Source organism: Paenibacillus sp. FSL k6-2145 (assembly GCF_037976585.1).
Classification (GTDB): Bacteria; Bacillota; Bacilli; order Paenibacillales; family Paenibacillaceae; genus Paenibacillus.
Map to the genome: position 1 here is coordinate 6555538 of NZ_CP150267.1, position 14920 is coordinate 6570457.

At 46.7% G+C, this 14920-nt stretch carries 13 protein-coding genes; all 13 read right to left on the reverse strand.

Features of this window, described 5'->3' with window-relative positions; genetic code table 11:
* Positions 1-53 precede the first annotated feature (53 nt).
* The 13 genes from NZ043_RS28935 to bshA all read right to left on the reverse strand — a co-directional run bounded on the left by NZ043_RS28935 (position 54) and on the right by bshA (position 14836).
* Entirely contained in the window at positions 54-1556 is a 1503-nt protein-coding gene (locus tag NZ043_RS28935) for an AAA family ATPase (RefSeq protein ID WP_036607609.1), read from the reverse strand.
* Positions 1549-2076, reverse strand: a complete 528-nt coding sequence (locus NZ043_RS28940; protein WP_017687748.1) for a hypothetical protein — start codon at positions 2074-2076, stop codon at positions 1549-1551. Before NZ043_RS28940 ends, NZ043_RS28935 begins: the two co-directional genes overlap by 8 nt.
* 301 nt (positions 2077-2377) lie before the next feature.
* Positions 2378-2908 carry a DUF5590 domain-containing protein gene (locus tag NZ043_RS28945; RefSeq protein ID WP_036607612.1) on the reverse strand — a complete coding sequence of 177 codons (531 nt, stop codon included), beginning with the start codon at positions 2906-2908 and terminating at the stop codon, positions 2378-2380.
* Positions 2909-2947: 39 nt separating this feature from the next.
* Positions 2948-4255, reverse strand: a complete 1308-nt coding sequence (locus tag NZ043_RS28950) for an amidohydrolase (RefSeq protein ID WP_091028972.1) — start codon at positions 4253-4255, stop codon at positions 2948-2950.
* Complete coding sequence (locus tag NZ043_RS28955) at positions 4242-4895, reverse strand: redox-sensing transcriptional repressor Rex (protein WP_036607616.1); 654 nt, start codon at positions 4893-4895, stop codon at positions 4242-4244. The genes NZ043_RS28950 and NZ043_RS28955 overlap by 14 nt, the downstream gene beginning before the upstream one ends.
* Positions 4896-5113: 218 nt before the next feature.
* The gene (gene dinG, locus NZ043_RS28960) at positions 5114-7975 is read right to left on the reverse strand and encodes an ATP-dependent DNA helicase DinG (protein WP_036607618.1); all 2862 of its coding nucleotides are present in this window, start codon (positions 7973-7975) and stop codon (positions 5114-5116) included.
* A 141-nt stretch (positions 7976-8116) separates the two neighbouring features.
* On the reverse strand, positions 8117-8764 hold the full coding sequence (locus NZ043_RS28965) for a tetratricopeptide repeat protein (RefSeq protein WP_036607621.1): 648 nt from the start codon (positions 8762-8764) through the stop codon (positions 8117-8119).
* A 93-nt stretch (positions 8765-8857) separates the two neighbouring features.
* Complete coding sequence (gene panD / locus NZ043_RS28970; protein ID WP_017687742.1) at positions 8858-9241, reverse strand: aspartate 1-decarboxylase; 384 nt, start codon at positions 9239-9241, stop codon at positions 8858-8860.
* The gene (gene panC, locus NZ043_RS28975) at positions 9234-10130 is read right to left on the reverse strand and encodes a pantoate--beta-alanine ligase (RefSeq protein ID WP_036607623.1); all 897 of its coding nucleotides are present in this window, start codon (positions 10128-10130) and stop codon (positions 9234-9236) included. Before panC ends, panD begins: the two co-directional genes overlap by 8 nt.
* The gene (panB, locus tag NZ043_RS28980; RefSeq protein WP_036607625.1) at positions 10127-11005 is read right to left on the reverse strand and encodes a 3-methyl-2-oxobutanoate hydroxymethyltransferase; all 879 of its coding nucleotides are present in this window, start codon (positions 11003-11005) and stop codon (positions 10127-10129) included. Before panB ends, panC begins: the two co-directional genes overlap by 4 nt.
* A 344-nt stretch (positions 11006-11349) precedes the next feature.
* The gene (locus tag NZ043_RS28985) at positions 11350-12327 is read right to left on the reverse strand and encodes a biotin--[acetyl-CoA-carboxylase] ligase (protein WP_133385330.1); all 978 of its coding nucleotides are present in this window, start codon (positions 12325-12327) and stop codon (positions 11350-11352) included.
* The gene (locus NZ043_RS28990) at positions 12314-13612 is read right to left on the reverse strand and encodes a CCA tRNA nucleotidyltransferase (protein WP_249912248.1); all 1299 of its coding nucleotides are present in this window, start codon (positions 13610-13612) and stop codon (positions 12314-12316) included. The genes NZ043_RS28985 and NZ043_RS28990 overlap by 14 nt, the downstream gene beginning before the upstream one ends.
* Before the next feature lie 63 nt (positions 13613-13675).
* A complete protein-coding gene (gene bshA / locus NZ043_RS28995; RefSeq protein ID WP_036607630.1) occupies positions 13676-14836 on the reverse strand; it encodes an N-acetyl-alpha-D-glucosaminyl L-malate synthase BshA in 1161 nt (386 codons plus the stop codon).
* Positions 14837-14920: the final 84 nt, after the last annotated feature.

Here is a 14920-nt window from a genome sequence, read left to right on the forward strand (position 1 = left end):
AATAATATCTTAGCACGAGTGAAATGTAAAAAAAAATAACCAGCATAAATAAATTATGCTGGTAGAAGGGCACTGTCACGAAATTGACAACGAAATTGTTCGCCAGACAAAACTTCCTCACGAATCAAGATGTCGAGTGAATTGTCGAAAATTGTCCGTTGTTCTTCAAGCAACCGCTTTGTCTGTTCCATCAGTTCTTGCAGAATTAATTTATTCTCTCGCATAAGTTCCTCGGTTGTGACCATATCCATGTTCACAATCCCAAGTGAAGTCAACCCCGAAGCCATCATGGTCTGTACCACATTGGTTGCCTGATCAAAGTCATTGCGTGACCCTGTGGAACGACCACCGTAGTACATTTCCTCCGCAGCTGCTCCTCCGAGTGCAATCATAATCTGCTCTTCCAGGAAGCGCTTCGTATAGAGGAACTGTTCCTGTTGCGGGTTATGACGTACATATCCCAGCGCCTGACCACGCGGACTAAGTGCCACTTGACTAACACTGCCTGGACGAACAAGTTCTGCCATAATGGCATGTCCCAATTCATGAATGGCGACCCTTTTCTTCTCTTCCACACTGGACTCACGGTCTGTCTTCTCACCCATCATGACTTTATCAATAGCCAGGGACAAGTGCCGCTGTTCGATGTTCAACAGCCCGTCCCGCATGGCGTATATTGCTGCTTCGTTCATCACACTTTCGAGCTGTGCACCGGAGAAACCATACGATTCTTCAGCTGTTTTCTCCAGATTAACTTCCTTCATCAGAGGTTTATTCACCGCATGCAGTTCCAAAATATGCTTTCTGCCCTTTTTGTCAGGCAAGTCCACTTGAATGTGGCGGTCAAAACGTCCCGGTCGCGTCAGGGCGCTATCCAGCATCTCTTTGCGGTTTGTTGCAGCGATAACAAGGATTCTTGGCGTATCAGAAGAATAGATTCCATCCATTTCCGTCAGGAGTTGATTCAAGGTCTGATCATATTCACGCTGTTGACCACCTTCACGTTTACCCCCAATGACATCAATTTCATCGATAAAGATAATAGCGTTTTCCTTATTTTCCTTGGTGGCACGGGTTCTTGCGTCCTTGAACAAATCCCGAATTCTGCTGGCACCCACACCAACATACATTTCCACGAACTCACTACCCGATGCTGCTACAAAAACAGAATCGGTGTAATGGGCAGCAGCCTTGGCCATCAACGTTTTCCCTGTCCCTGGAGGGCCCGTCAGCAAGATCCCTTTTAACGGACGAATCCCGAACTTCCGAATTTCTTCATGTTTGATGAGAAAGTCAAGCGCTTCACGCAATTCCTGCTTGGCACTGTCCTGTCCGCCAATTTCTTCAAAAGTAAGCTTGGAAGGTCCTTTTTTCTTCCGTTTACGTTCCTGTGCAGCGCCTACTGTAATTCCGCCACGCATTTGCATCATGAACAGCAAAGCTCCGACAAACACCGCTGCAATCAGAATCGGAACAATATTAACACCAGTAAAAGCAAGAAAAATAATCAATACGGGAAAAAATCCGATGGCAACTTCTTTTGTCCACTTAGGCATTAGGCCACACTCCTATCTGACCGGGCACACGCGGCAGAATAATAAACTTGCTGGCATCTCCGTCTCTGAGACTGACATATACGTTGTTGTCATCCATCGCTGTATTTACCTTAATTCCATTCGTCGCCATCTTTGACAACGTTGGTGTAATCTCGGTGTATTGCTTGTTCTCCATCGCCTGAGCTACGGTAAACATCGCATCCCCCCACCAACTTTCCAGTGCTTCACTGGAATGATCCACAACATCCAACTTTAGTGAACGTGTTCCAATTAACGTCTGTCCTTCTTTGTGAATATATTGTACCAGTCTGCCCAAATCAACATCAGGTTGCAGATCCAGTTTCAATTGTACGTCATTGCGGTTAATAGTTAATTGAACGTCATTGACTCCATCGTACTGGGTAACCATCTTTTCAATCGGATTCTGCACGGCCACCTGACGATATACAAACCAACCTCCAAACAACACAACGGCTGAAATGACGGCAGTTAAAGCAATAGGCAATACTTTTAGCTTCAAGTGAATTACCCCTCCCAGATTTTGGCCTAACCTACTGGCTTATTGGTATATACGAATATGTGCACATTGACTCCTGCGAGAATTTTGACAGGATTATTTGTTTTTGAATGTAACTTTGAGTACATATCTGAGTATATCACATCGTATATACATTTTCGAAGGCGAAAATATGAATAAATTATTAATTTTAACTATTTAAATCAAAAATGTTTACAGACAACACAAAGAACCGGTTCAGTCGGATATCCGTCTGCCGGTTCTTTCATTTCTCTAATTCTCTAGTTATGTCACTCTATTTGTTCTAGCTGTTCGGGAGGGTGTAGACCAGGTCCACCTGTTCTCCGTTGCTAAAACGATAAAAGCGATAGTGGTTATGCGTACCGTCTTTATAATACACTTGCCACACATATATTCCATTCACAACTCCGGGCATGATTCGCTTAATCTCGCCGGCAGGAACTTCAGAACTGAAGCGATTGCGGATCTGCGCTTCGGACATGCCATTCTGCAGCAGCTCACTGTGTACAGCGTTTGCACCCTTAGCCGGTTGATTGTTTGCATCGAATTTAACCCAGACCATAACATCCTGGTTATCCTTATTTTTACCGATCAGGGTCCAGTAGATGTTGTCAGAGCCTTCTTTGTCTCCCCAGATGTACTTGCGCAATTCATCATAGGATGTAATGCCCAGTTGCTTCTGTGCTGCTTGTATGGCGAGCGCTTCTTCCTTACGTTGGTCCTGTGTGACATAGACGTAATAACGCTGAAGTCCAAACAGAATCAGAACCAGTGCAAGCAGCGAAATCCATATCCACTTCTTTTTTTTCTTCAAAAGCCGAACTTCCTTTCCCTATGATGCTCTGTCCTGCAATTAACGAGCAAGCAGACCATCAAATGCCAATTGAGACTCACGCAAAATGCGCTCTTCATCCAGCGTCAGACATTCGCCGTGTTTCACCACTTGTTTTCCATCCACCCATACGTGCTCTACATCTTTGGCAGAAGCCGAGTAGATGGTATGCGAGATCAGGTCTGTATGTGGATAGAAATGTGCCTGTTCAATGTCCAAAGCGATAAAATCAGCCTTCATGCCAACCTGGAGTGCTCCGGTATTGTTCAAGAAGATGGATTTGGCACCGTATGACGTTCCGAGGAGTAACGCTTCGCCTGCTGGCACTGCCGTCGGGTCACCAGATACACCTTTGTGGATCAATGCAGCCAGTCTCATTTCCTCGAACATATCCAGGTTGTTGTTGCTTGCCGGTCCGTCTGTTCCGAGTGACACGGTAACTCCTGCTTTCAGTAACGCAGGAACCCGCGCAACACCTGAAGCGAGTTTCAGGTTACTTCCCGGGTTATGGGATACAGCCACATCATGACGGGCCAAAATTTCAATCTCTTCGTCATTCAGATGCACCGCATGTGCAACCAGGGATGGACGGGAGAAAAAGCCCAGTTTCTCCAGATGTGCCACAGGACGCAGTCCATAATCAGCCACGTTCTGCTCCACTTCACGAAGCGTTTCAGACATATGTGTATGGAGAGGAAGGTTCAGGTCGTTCGCAACCTGCACAAGCTTCTCTATGTAGTCAGGAGGGCATGTATATGGTGCATGTGGCGAGATTACGGTTGTAATGCGACCATCTGCCTGTCCATTCCACTCACGTGCAAACGCTGCCGACTCCTCCAGCTTCCGCAGTTGCTCTTCTTCCGAGCACAGCCCGATTACACCACGTGCCAGTGCTGCTCTAACGCCTGATTGCTCCACAACTTTGGCAACTTGATCCATGTGATCGTACATGTCCAGGAAAGCTGTAGTTCCGCCTTTCAACATTTCAAGCACCGACAGGGAAGTTCCCCAATATACATCTTCTGAAGTCATTTTTGCTTCCATCGGCCACATTTTTTCCTGCAACCATACTTGCAACGCAAGATCGTCTCCGTGCCCTCTGAGCAACGACATTGCTGCATGACCATGCGTATTGATCAGACCCGGCAGGAAGAACAGTCCTTTTCCATCCACTTTGGTACAATTTTTGTCTCCATCCGGCAATGTCTCACCAATATGCACAATCTTGTCATCCTCGACAACCATGTATCCTTGAACCACGTTCCATGTTGTGCCGCCTTCATTAACGGCAAATTTGCCGTTGTGAATTACCCATCTATTTGTTGTCATCTTCCTCGTCGTCCTTTCCAGTCTCCAAGTAATAGGCCAAACTAAGCAGATCCGTTGTAAAGTCAGCATGGTGAATGCGGATATGCGGCGGTGTTTTTAGAATTGTTGGTGCAAAATTAAGGATCGCTTCAATTCCTGATTCAATAAGCTGATCCGCAACATTTTGGGCTTCCGTATCCGGAACCGTGATAATACCGATGCGGATGTTTTCCGTTTTAACCGCTTCCGTCAATTCATTCATTGGTTTTACCGTCAAACTGTTGATTTGGCTACCAATTTTCGGTCCATATGCATCAAATACAGCAACAATCTTCATGTTGTCTTTCAGATATGCGTTGTAGTTGGACAAGGCTTGACCGAGATTACCCGCGCCTACCAGAGCTACATTAATTTGCTGATCGATTTTGAGAATGTGACGAATTTTCTCAATCAAATAAGATACATCATACCCGATCCCTTTACGACCAAAATCACCGAAGTAAGCCAGGTCTTTACGAATTTGGGCCGGATTCAGATCCAGCCTCTGTCCAAGCTCTTGAGAAGAAACAGTAGCCACCTCACGCTGATGCAACTCGTTCAAATAACGCAAGTATACAGGCAGACGGCGTACCACCGCTTCCGAAATTTTATCCGATTTCATTCTTGCTCCCCCTTACCAAGGCCACGATAAAATAATAGATGAAAAGATGAGCATCCTGTATAAACTCAAAGATAAACGTGACATTTTATACAGAATGCTCCTTGTAATTTAGGTTATAAGTTCTTACGTGCAACTGCTTTAATCGGATACGGAAATATCTAATAAAGTTTAACGCCAAACGATAGTGTCATGCAATAATATAACGAACAAAACAACCATTATTTTTGTTCATTAGCAGGTTTTTCCAACCACTCGGTAATTCGTGGAACCATCTGCTCCGTGAGCATGTGTTCCATTTTGGGACCAGGTAAAGAATATAAAAAGAATTTACCATAGTACGCTTCAATCACCCGTGTATCATAAACAATAACAATTCCTCTGTCCTTCGCTGTACGCACCAACCGGCCAAATCCCTGCTTGAAACGAATGACCGCTTGCGGCACGGACAGTTTCATGAACGGATTTTTCTTCTGTTCCTGAAGCAGCTCACTCTTGGCTTCCACCAACGGATGATTCGGTGGCTGGAAAGGCAGTCGCACAATAGCGAGACAGGTTAGCGCCTCTCCCGGGATATCTACACCCTCCCAGAAGCTGCTTGTACCCAGAAGTACCGTAGCTTTGGCATCTTGGAACCTGCGAGTCAGCTTGGAGCGGCTTCCACTGTCAACGCCTTGCCCAAGCAACGAGATGTCGTTACCAGACAGTGCTTCCTTCAGCGGATCATAGACCTGTCGCAACATCTTGTATGAAGTAAACAGAACCATCATGCGTCCACGCGTGGCAATTGCCGTCTCTGCGAGTGATCGCACCAGCATATTAACAAAGTGCGCATCACCCACACTGCCCTTCACACTCGGGAAATCACGCGGAATCACCAGAAGTGCCTGATCGCGATAGTTGAAAGGTGATGGCAGCATCGAAGTTAACAACCGATTATTCTCGGAAGCTTCCTGCAAGCCAAGTTGTTCAATCATGAACTGGAATGACTTATCTACCGAAAGCGTAGCCGATGTAAGTACAACACTTTTCTTTTTATCAAAAAATAAATCCTTAAGTTGTGCACTGACATCTACAGGTACAGCATACAGCTGAAGAGATTTACTTCGGAACTGACCGCTGGCTTCCATCCAGTACACCGTTTTGGCATCATCCATACGCATGAAGAAACGTAGATTCTCCTTCAATGTGGTCAGATCTTTCAGCAATCCTGTAATGTCCGTGATCAGACTATCCGATTGATAATCATCCTGATCCTCTTTCACCTCAAGCAGCAATTTGTCCCCTTTGCGAACCAAATCGCCCAGAGTCACATAGATCTGGTTCTCCAGATCCTGCAACTCCTGCCATTTTGCAGGTTTCTGAGAAGCTTTCAGACGCAGTGAAAATTGCCCCGTCTCTCCCGGTGAAGCATCACTTCGTTCAGGCAACAAACCGAACAAGGCATCGCTCATACGATCCCACAGTTCCTTGACCTCAACAGCCAGCGGGAACATCTGATCCACCATGGAGCCCCATTGAACCGAATTTTCATGCCCGGATAACTGGGAACGAAGCATAGGCAGCTGACCATTACGACTGTCTTTAAACAGGCGGGTCAGTGTATGAACCAAGGTGAAATATTTCATATGCATTCCAAGATGTTTACCAGCGACATCCTCCAGATGATGTGCCTCATCGATCACAAGACTCTCATAGGCTGGCAGCAGCTGATGCGCGGCTTTCACATCCGTAAATAATTTGGAGTGATTGGTGATTACAATATCAGACAACCCGGCCTCATGTTTGGCACGATGGTAGAAACATTTGCGGAACCATGGACATGATCTTCCCAGACAGGACTCGGATTCGCTCTGTACCGTCTCCCAGAAGTCCCCTCCGCGTCCGCTAAGGTTAAGTTCCTCATCATCTCCGGTTTCGGTCTGCGTGAGCCAGACAATCATCTGAGCAGCTGTGAAATAATCCTCTTTGGGTGTAGCGAATTCACGTTTATTGATTTTGTGTTCAAATTTGCGCAGGCACAGGTAATGTCCACGTCCTTTGAATACAGCAGCCTTAAACGGGAACGGAACCACTTGAGTCAGCATCGGAATGTCCCGCTCTCTCAATTGCTCCTGCAGATTGATCGTATGCGTGCTGACCATAACTTTCTGTTCCTGCTTCACACTTTCGTAAATAGCAGGCAAGAGATAACCCAGAGATTTACCGGTGCCTGTTCCTGCTTCGATCAAGAGATGTTTCTCTTCATCCAGGGCTTGCCTTACACTGCTGAACATCTGAGTCTGCGCTTCACGCTCTTCGTAATGATCCAGCGTATCCTTCAGGTTCTCCCGAACCTGGTCCATAAACTGTTCGAAGCTTACACCATCAAGGGGGTTAGCCTCCCGCTCATCGCGTGGTGCACCAATATCGGTCCAATCACTTACATTAAGAGCAAGCTGACGATAATAGGTATGTCCGTCCAGATCCTGAATCGGCTCTGCTTCCTTCTCACTGCGCATTCCGTCCAAGAACCAGCCCAAGTCACTGTCTTCTGGTGCAAACAGGTCACTGAGGCGCTGAATCGTTATGAGCGGTAATTCCTTTAACTCATCCAGGCACTTGAGCAGCACATAGGCTGTCGCCAGTGCATCACTGTCTGCCTGGTGAGGGCGATCATGTTGAAATCCAAATTCGGAAGACACATAACCGAGTTGATAAGAACCCAGTGATGGGAATGTGATCTTCAGAAAATCAATCGTGTCCAGAATGCGGCCAGTGAACGGCAAATAACCGCAACGGTCAAGAGCATTCTGCAAAAAGTGAAAATCAAAAGCGACGTTGTGTCCAACAAGCACCACATCATTAAGTAGCGGAACCATCTCCATCATCATCTCTTCGAGTGAAGGAGCGTCCGCCACATCTGCATCGGTAATACCCGTCAACCCCGAAATAAACGGGGGAATCGGTACACCAGGGTTCACATAAGAACTATATATTTGAGTTATGCTGTAGTCATGATCTATGATGGCAAGTCCGGCCTGTATAATCTCACCGTCGGACTGCGTGCCGGTTGTTTCGAAATCCAATACGGCAAATTTCATTGCAATGTACGGTCCCTTCCATTCCAGTCTATGTTACAGCATAGCAAAAAAAAGGGGATTTGAAAATTAACTGACAAAAAAGCGGTGTCCCCGCCGCTATGCCAAAGGAGGGAACACCGTTTTTTGTCGCCGAATTCCCGCTTAATGAAGGGTCGTCAGCTGATTAGCATATTGCAATTTTCCCCTGTTCAACCTGCAAGCTTCCATGTTGTACAGTGGTTCGGTCAATGTCGGGTCATACTGAAGGGCCTGTGCAAAGAGTGAACATGCAGCTTCGGGATTCGCAAGCTTGGCTTGAATACAGCCCAGGGCGTTACATACAAGCCCTTTCAAGCGAGGTGAACCCTTAAGGTACATGATCTGCTGCAAATGTGTCCCGGCTTCCGCCATTTGTTCCAAATTCAGATACGCGAGCGCCAGGTAAAAACGAGTCAATGCACTCTCCGGATGATCGGTCACAACCCGGGAGAACTGCATGATCGCCTGCGGATACATCTGTAATTTGAAATAGCCCTGACCTCGACTGAAACATTCCAGATGGAGTTCAGGCAGAGCGGTAACAGCTTCCTGTTCCGGTTCAAGGGAAGCAGGCTTATCCATCTCCCGCTCCCTCACCTGGCTCATTTTTTCTTCAAACATCAGCCATTCATCCAGCATTCCGTCACTCATCCGCTTAAGCAAGTTCCACTTTTGCAGCAATTCCTGTTTGTTCAGGCCTTCAGCGGAAGGATAGCTCTTGATAATTTCATCTAACATGTCGTTCATTTCTGCGAAAACATGCTGGAACATCGATGCATCCCCACCCTTGAAAAAATGGATTAGTGCAGTGACCTGTACTCATTTTTTGCTTCAAGGGCCGATTTCATTCTCCTTACCAGTCGATTACATAATTGTTGCGTGGACTTCCTGTTTCATCGTTTGTACAGGTTTATTCTGTCCATCTACAAATACAACGGTTGGTTTGTGAGTATTTGCCTCTTCTTGCGACATCATGGCGTAAGAAATGATAATGACGTTATCTCCAGGCTGCACCAGACGTGCAGCTGCGCCGTTAAGACATATGACCCCGCTTCCGCGTGGTCCTGGAATCACATAAGTTTCCAGACGTGCACCATTGTTGTTGTTCACAATTTGCACTTTTTCGTTTTCCATCAAGTCGGATGTTTCCATCAAGTCTTCATCTATGGTAATGCTACCCACATAGTTCAAGTTGGCTTCCGTTACCGTAGCCCGGTGAATTTTGGATTTCATCAGTGTTCTAAACATGGGACAGTACCTCCGATTTTTGCAGCCTTATATTGTCAATCAATCTTGTTTTTCCGAATTTCACCGCAAGTGCGATGAGCAGATCATCACGTCCTTGAACTTCCTCCTGATCTGCGAGTGGCTCCAGACTTGGAAAAGCCTGAATCTCGGCGTAGTCGATAACGGCAAGCGGTGAGCTTGCAATCTGCTCGCGCAGAATACGACGGATATCTGCGGCGTTTGTAGCTGCACCTGTATCTGCGGCATCCTGAGCTGCACGCAGTGCCTTCGACAGAACTAACGCCTGTGTACGCTGTTCAGCGCTAAGATAGACATTACGTGAACTGAGGGCAAGACCATCCTCTTCGCGAACAATCGGACAAGGTACAATCTCTACAGGCATATTCAAATCATTCACCATCTGTTGAATGACCGCAACCTGCTGAGCGTCTTTCATTCCAAAAAATGCACGCTGCGGCTGTACGATGTTGAAGAGCTTGGAGACTACAGTTGTTACTCCGTCAAAATGTCCTGGACGTGAAGCGCCACATAAGCGCTCCGTCAGTTTTGAGACAGATACCGTCGTTTGCGTTGCCTGTGGATACATCTCTTCAACAGAGGGAATAAATACGATATCCACTCCTTGTGAGCGTGCTGTTTCCACATCTCTGGCTTCATCCCGCGGATAACTGTCAAAATCTTCATTAGGGCCAAATTGAATCGGATTAACGAATATGCTTAATACCACGATATCGCTCTGTTGTCTGGCTGCCTGCATCAAGCTTGCATGACCTTGATGCAGATAACCCATTGTCGGTACCAGACCTACAACGGACGCACTGGACCGAATCGCTTGACGCTTCAAGCTTAGTTCCTGTCTTAACTCTGCGATTGTCCGTAATACTTTCATGAGTTACTCCCCACCTTTTCCTTGCGTTGTCCGCCGTACAGTTGATCCAGAACACCATCCGCAGCATTAAATACATGCTCTTCGGCCGGGAACGAACGATCTTTAACTTCTTTCACGTAAGCTTCGATGCTCGTTCTGATTAATGTACCCACATCTCCATAGGTTTTGACAAATCGTTTGGGCGTATACGGAGAGGCGTATTGAACCACATCGTGGAATACCAGTACCTGACCATCACAGCCTCGACCTGCTCCAATTCCAATGGTAGGGATGGACAGTTCCTCCGAGATCGCCCGTGCAACTTCTTCCGTAACCAGTTCAAGCACGATACCAAACGCACCAGCAGCTTCCAGGGCTTTGGCTTCGTCCATTAAACGTTTCGCATCCGCTGCATCCTTGCCCTGAATGCGGTAACCACCAATCTGATTAACCGATTGAGGTGTCAGTCCGATATGCCCAAGAACAGGTACGCCTGCTTGCACGACTGCTCTAACGGTGTCCGCAATCTCGACTCCGCCTTCCATTTTAACCGCATGGGCATGCCCCTCTTGCATCAGTCGACGTACACCCTTAAGCGTCTCATCCACGCTGCCATGATAGGTCATAAAAGGCATATCAGCCACAATAAACGTCTTCTCAGCACCGCGCACTACGGAACGTGTGTGGTACACCATGTCGTCGATGGTCACCGGAAGCGTCGAGTTATAACCCAGTACTACATTGCCGAGTGAATCACCAACCAGGATCAGATCGATACCTGCTTCCTCTGCGAGGAGCGCTGTTGGATAATCGTAAGCCGTGATCATACTAAGCGGCACGCCATCCTGCTTATATTTTTTCATTTTCACAATATTCAACGCTTGTTTGTTCGCCATTTTCTCTCATGGCTCCTTTCTTCTTTTCAAATAAACGCAACAAAAAAACCTTTTAGTTTTCCACTAAAAAGTCCCGAAAAGTCAAAAAAGAGTCACTTGCGATCGTCCCTTCTGTCTCGGTCCTCTTCGGCTCAGAGCAGAATCCAACAACTCACTTAAACGTATTTCATTCTTGCACTGTGGTCTGCTTATATAAAACACATCAAAGCAGAACAAAGGTTACTGTTACGGGAGTGCAATTCGGTCTGCATTAGCCGATATCGCCTCACGAACACAGTATACCAAAGTTCTGCTCAAACTTCACGTCTTATGTTCATTTTACCAGTGAAAATTCGACAAATTGTTTATGATTTCCAAGAAATCTCACCAGAGATGATTAGTGTATGTTCTCCATCGTGCTTCTCCACGATAAGTGCTCCAGAAGGGTCAAGACCAATTGCCTTCCCTTCAATGACACCATGAGGATTCGTCACTGTAATCTCTCGATTCATCGATACGGACAGTGCCTCCCATAGAGCTGAGATCACACCAAATCCTTCTTTTTGATACAAAAAATACAACTGTTCAAGCTCCGTCAGAATGGCAGCCGTTAGTTTGGTACGATCAACGGATTGACCCGTCTCCATCTTGAGCGAAGTAGCGATTGTGGTCAGATCTTCCGGATAATCCTCGGGATCAAAATTCACGTCAACGCCTATACCTGCAATACAATATCTGACTTCATGATCTTCCACCGTGGATTCAAGCAATATGCCGCATACCTTGCGCCCATCAATCAATAAATCATTTGGCCATTTGATGCCTGCATCAGCTCCTGAACAAGCTCGAACGGCACGACATACAGCCACTCCTGTTAATAAAGTTAACTGCGGCGTATGCTGAAGTGGTAGATCAGGGCGTAACAGGACACTCATCCAGATTCCTTTACCCGGAGGAGAGAACCACTGTCGACCGAAACGTCCTCTTCCTCCTGTTTGTTCTTCCGCAATGACCACAGCACCTTCTGCCTGCCCTTGCTCAGCTAGCTTGAGAACATCCCCTTGCGTAGACAGGGTCGAAGTCAACAAAACAGCCTTACGGCCAAAAACGGTTGTATCCAGAGCCAATTGGAGGCCAGTAGCGTCAATGCTATCCGGCTTCGTTACCAGACGGTATCCTTTGCGGGATACAGCTTCAAACTCATAACCCATGTCTCGTAACTTGTTCACATGTTTCCACACAGCGGTCCGACTGATGGACAGATTACGGCTGATCTCTTCACCTGATACGAATCGTCCTTCTGCATTTAATAACATATGTAACAGATCTTCATGTTTGGTCATCTTGAACCACCCGCTTCACTTCTGCACTTAGTGCTGCATGCTGATTCTCTATCGTTCCAATCGCTGTTTCTCGTAACAAATGTTTCATCAGTTGACCCAGCCAAGGCCCGCCTTTGCGCTGCACCATTTGTAACACTTGTTCCCCTGTGATATCCAGCTCTTTCAAGTCATGCACAGGGATCGATTGACTCCATTTGGCTGCAAGTTCTTGAACCAAAACAACCTGCATTGCTGCCTGTTCGGACTGATTCCGCCATCCTGCTGGCAGTGTAGACTGTATTTGAAGCCAATCATCCGCCGCCTGAACACCACAAGCCAGAACAGTAACGATCCAATCGGAACGGAGACTGACCGTATCCTTCTGCTCCTGAACGGAAGTATGAATCAACTGTTCCACCTGAAGGACCCCTGTTATTCGAGAACGATGTTCATTGGAGAATGTCCACTGACGTAATAATACATCTGCTTCATCCTTACTATAACCGCCAGCAATCAGGATGAGTGACCAACGAAGCAACACATGCTGACCTGACAATTGTTCCAGATCGGATAACAACGTCTTGTTAAAACGCGCCGAGCTAACTGGCGCTTTGATGTGCGCAAGCGCATCACTTCTGTATAACAGCTCCAATCCTTTTAATGGATGGGGTCCCGACATCATTTTTACCATCTCGGTGCGTACTCGTTCCATCGCTATATGTTGAAGCAGGTCTTTCTGCCTTACAAGGCCCTTCCACGTGTTATGGGCAATTTTGAAATCAAATACGGAAGCAAACCGGACACAGCGGAGCATCCGCAGTGCATCTTCACCAAATCGTTCCATCGCAGAACCCACACACCTGACTCGCTCTTCCTTGATATCTGCCTGTCCACCAAACGGGTCAACGATTGTCCCAGTGACGTCCATAGCAAGAGCGTTCATCGTGAAGTCACGCCGTTGTAAGTCTTCCTTGATATCCTGAACAAATTGAACCGCAGCTGGTCTGCGGTTATCCTGATACTCGGATTCTGTTCGAAAGGTGGTCACTTCAAAATAATAACCGCCTGAACGAACGGTAACCGTACCGTGTTGCAAACCTGTAGGAATACAATCGTCAAACAGTTCCATGACTTGCTGAGGAGAAGCAGATGTCGTGATATCCATATCGTCTACAACTCGTTCCAGCAATTCGTCACGAACGCAACCACCTACCCAATATGCCTTGTAGCCATGTTTGTTTAATGTTGTGAGTACATTCTCACTTTGAATTGCCATTTCACGATCTACCTGTGTCCATTGAACCACCACATATCACCTCTTCTCTTGCCTGTTGTGGTATGCACAGTATAATTTCGTCAAACAAATTGATTAACCGCAAACCGGCTTCAAGTTCGGAACTTCCCTTCCCAGCACCCGGTAATAAATCTGTTCATATTCATGCCGAATGGCATCATTGCAAAAGTCGTGATGTGCGCGTTGAAGACACGCTTCCCTGAACTCCGCAGCCAAACGATCATCTGTTAACAAACGGATTGTGTTCTCGGCCATGGATTGTGTATCCCCGATCGCGGATAAGAATCCCGTCTTACCGTGTAATACCAGTTCCGGAATTCCTCCGGCCTGTGAACCGATCGTGGGTACGCCACAAGCCATTGCTTCGAGCGCCACAAGTCCGAAACTTTCCTTCTCCGATGGAAGCATCAACACGTCTGCCATGGAAATGACCTGAGCAATGTCATCCTGTTTGCCAAGGAAATGAACTTTATCATTCAACCCGAGATCATTAATTTTCCATTGCATCTTCGGCAAATCAGGTCCTTCACCAACAAATAACAGTTTGGCAGGAACCTGCTCCTGTACCTGACGGAAGACCTCTACCACATCCTGAGTTCTCTTCACCGGTCGGAAATTGGAGATGTGCATTAATATTTTTTCGTCGGGCGCAGCGAAGTCTCTTCGCAGACTGGCAGCATCCCGCGGATAATATATTCGTTTGTCAATAAAATTATAGGTTAGATCGATTGGGCGCTGAATATCCAGCAGTTCGACCGTTTCTCGAATCAAATCTTGTGATACGGCAGTAACCGCGTCACTTTCATTAATGGCTAGACGGATCAGATCCTTCAGAGATTCATCCTGAGCCAGAACCGTAATATCCGTTCCATGTAACGTGGTAACCACTTTAAGGCCGTCCCCTACCATTTGTTTCGCAAGAAAGGCGCATACTGCGTGTGGCACGGCATAGTGAACATGCAGCAGATCGAGCTGCTGTGACTTAGCCACCTGAGCCATCTTTGTTGCCAGTGACAGGTCATACGGAGGGTAACGGAAAACATAATAATCATTTACTTCAACTTCGTGATAAAAAATATTTTTCTGGAACGTACCCAGTCTGAACGGGATACTGTTGGCAATAAAATGAACCTGATGCCCCTGTTCGGCAAGTAATTTGCCCAGCTCCGTTGCGACAACGCCAGACCCGCCGAGGGACGGATAACAGGTGATGCCGATTTTTAGCTTTTTATCCATCCTGTGGACGCTCCTTTGATCTCCCGCTTCATGCAGGTTGATATAATGCAATGGAATAATGAAACCCTTCGTTTCATTAAACGT

What these genes read in the sequence shown, in the direction of transcription:
- NZ043_RS28935 (WP_036607609.1), bottom strand. Translation starts at nt 1,556, where the DNA reads ATGCCTAAGTGGACAAAAGAAGTTGCCATCGGATTTTTTCCCGTATTG.
- NZ043_RS28950 (WP_091028972.1), bottom strand. Translation starts at nt 4,255, where the DNA reads ATGACAACAAATAGATGGGTAATTCACAACGGCAAATTTGCCGTTAAT.
- NZ043_RS28955 (WP_036607616.1), bottom strand. Translation starts at nt 4,895, where the DNA reads ATGAAATCGGATAAAATTTCGGAAGCGGTGGTACGCCGTCTGCCTGTA.
- dinG (WP_036607618.1), bottom strand. Translation starts at nt 7,975, where the DNA reads ATGAAATTTGCCGTATTGGATTTCGAAACAACCGGCACGCAGTCCGAC.
- NZ043_RS28965 (WP_036607621.1), bottom strand. Translation starts at nt 8,764, where the DNA reads ATGTTCCAGCATGTTTTCGCAGAAATGAACGACATGTTAGATGAAATT.
- panD (WP_017687742.1), bottom strand. Translation starts at nt 9,241, where the DNA reads ATGTTTAGAACACTGATGAAATCCAAAATTCACCGGGCTACGGTAACG.
- panC (WP_036607623.1), bottom strand. Translation starts at nt 10,130, where the DNA reads ATGAAAGTATTACGGACAATCGCAGAGTTAAGACAGGAACTAAGCTTG.
- panB (WP_036607625.1), bottom strand. Translation starts at nt 11,005, where the DNA reads ATGGCGAACAAACAAGCGTTGAATATTGTGAAAATGAAAAAATATAAG.
- NZ043_RS28985 (WP_133385330.1), bottom strand. Translation starts at nt 12,327, where the DNA reads ATGACCAAACATGAAGATCTGTTACATATGTTATTAAATGCAGAAGGA.
- bshA (WP_036607630.1), bottom strand. Translation starts at nt 14,836, where the DNA reads ATGGATAAAAAGCTAAAAATCGGCATCACCTGTTATCCGTCCCTCGGC.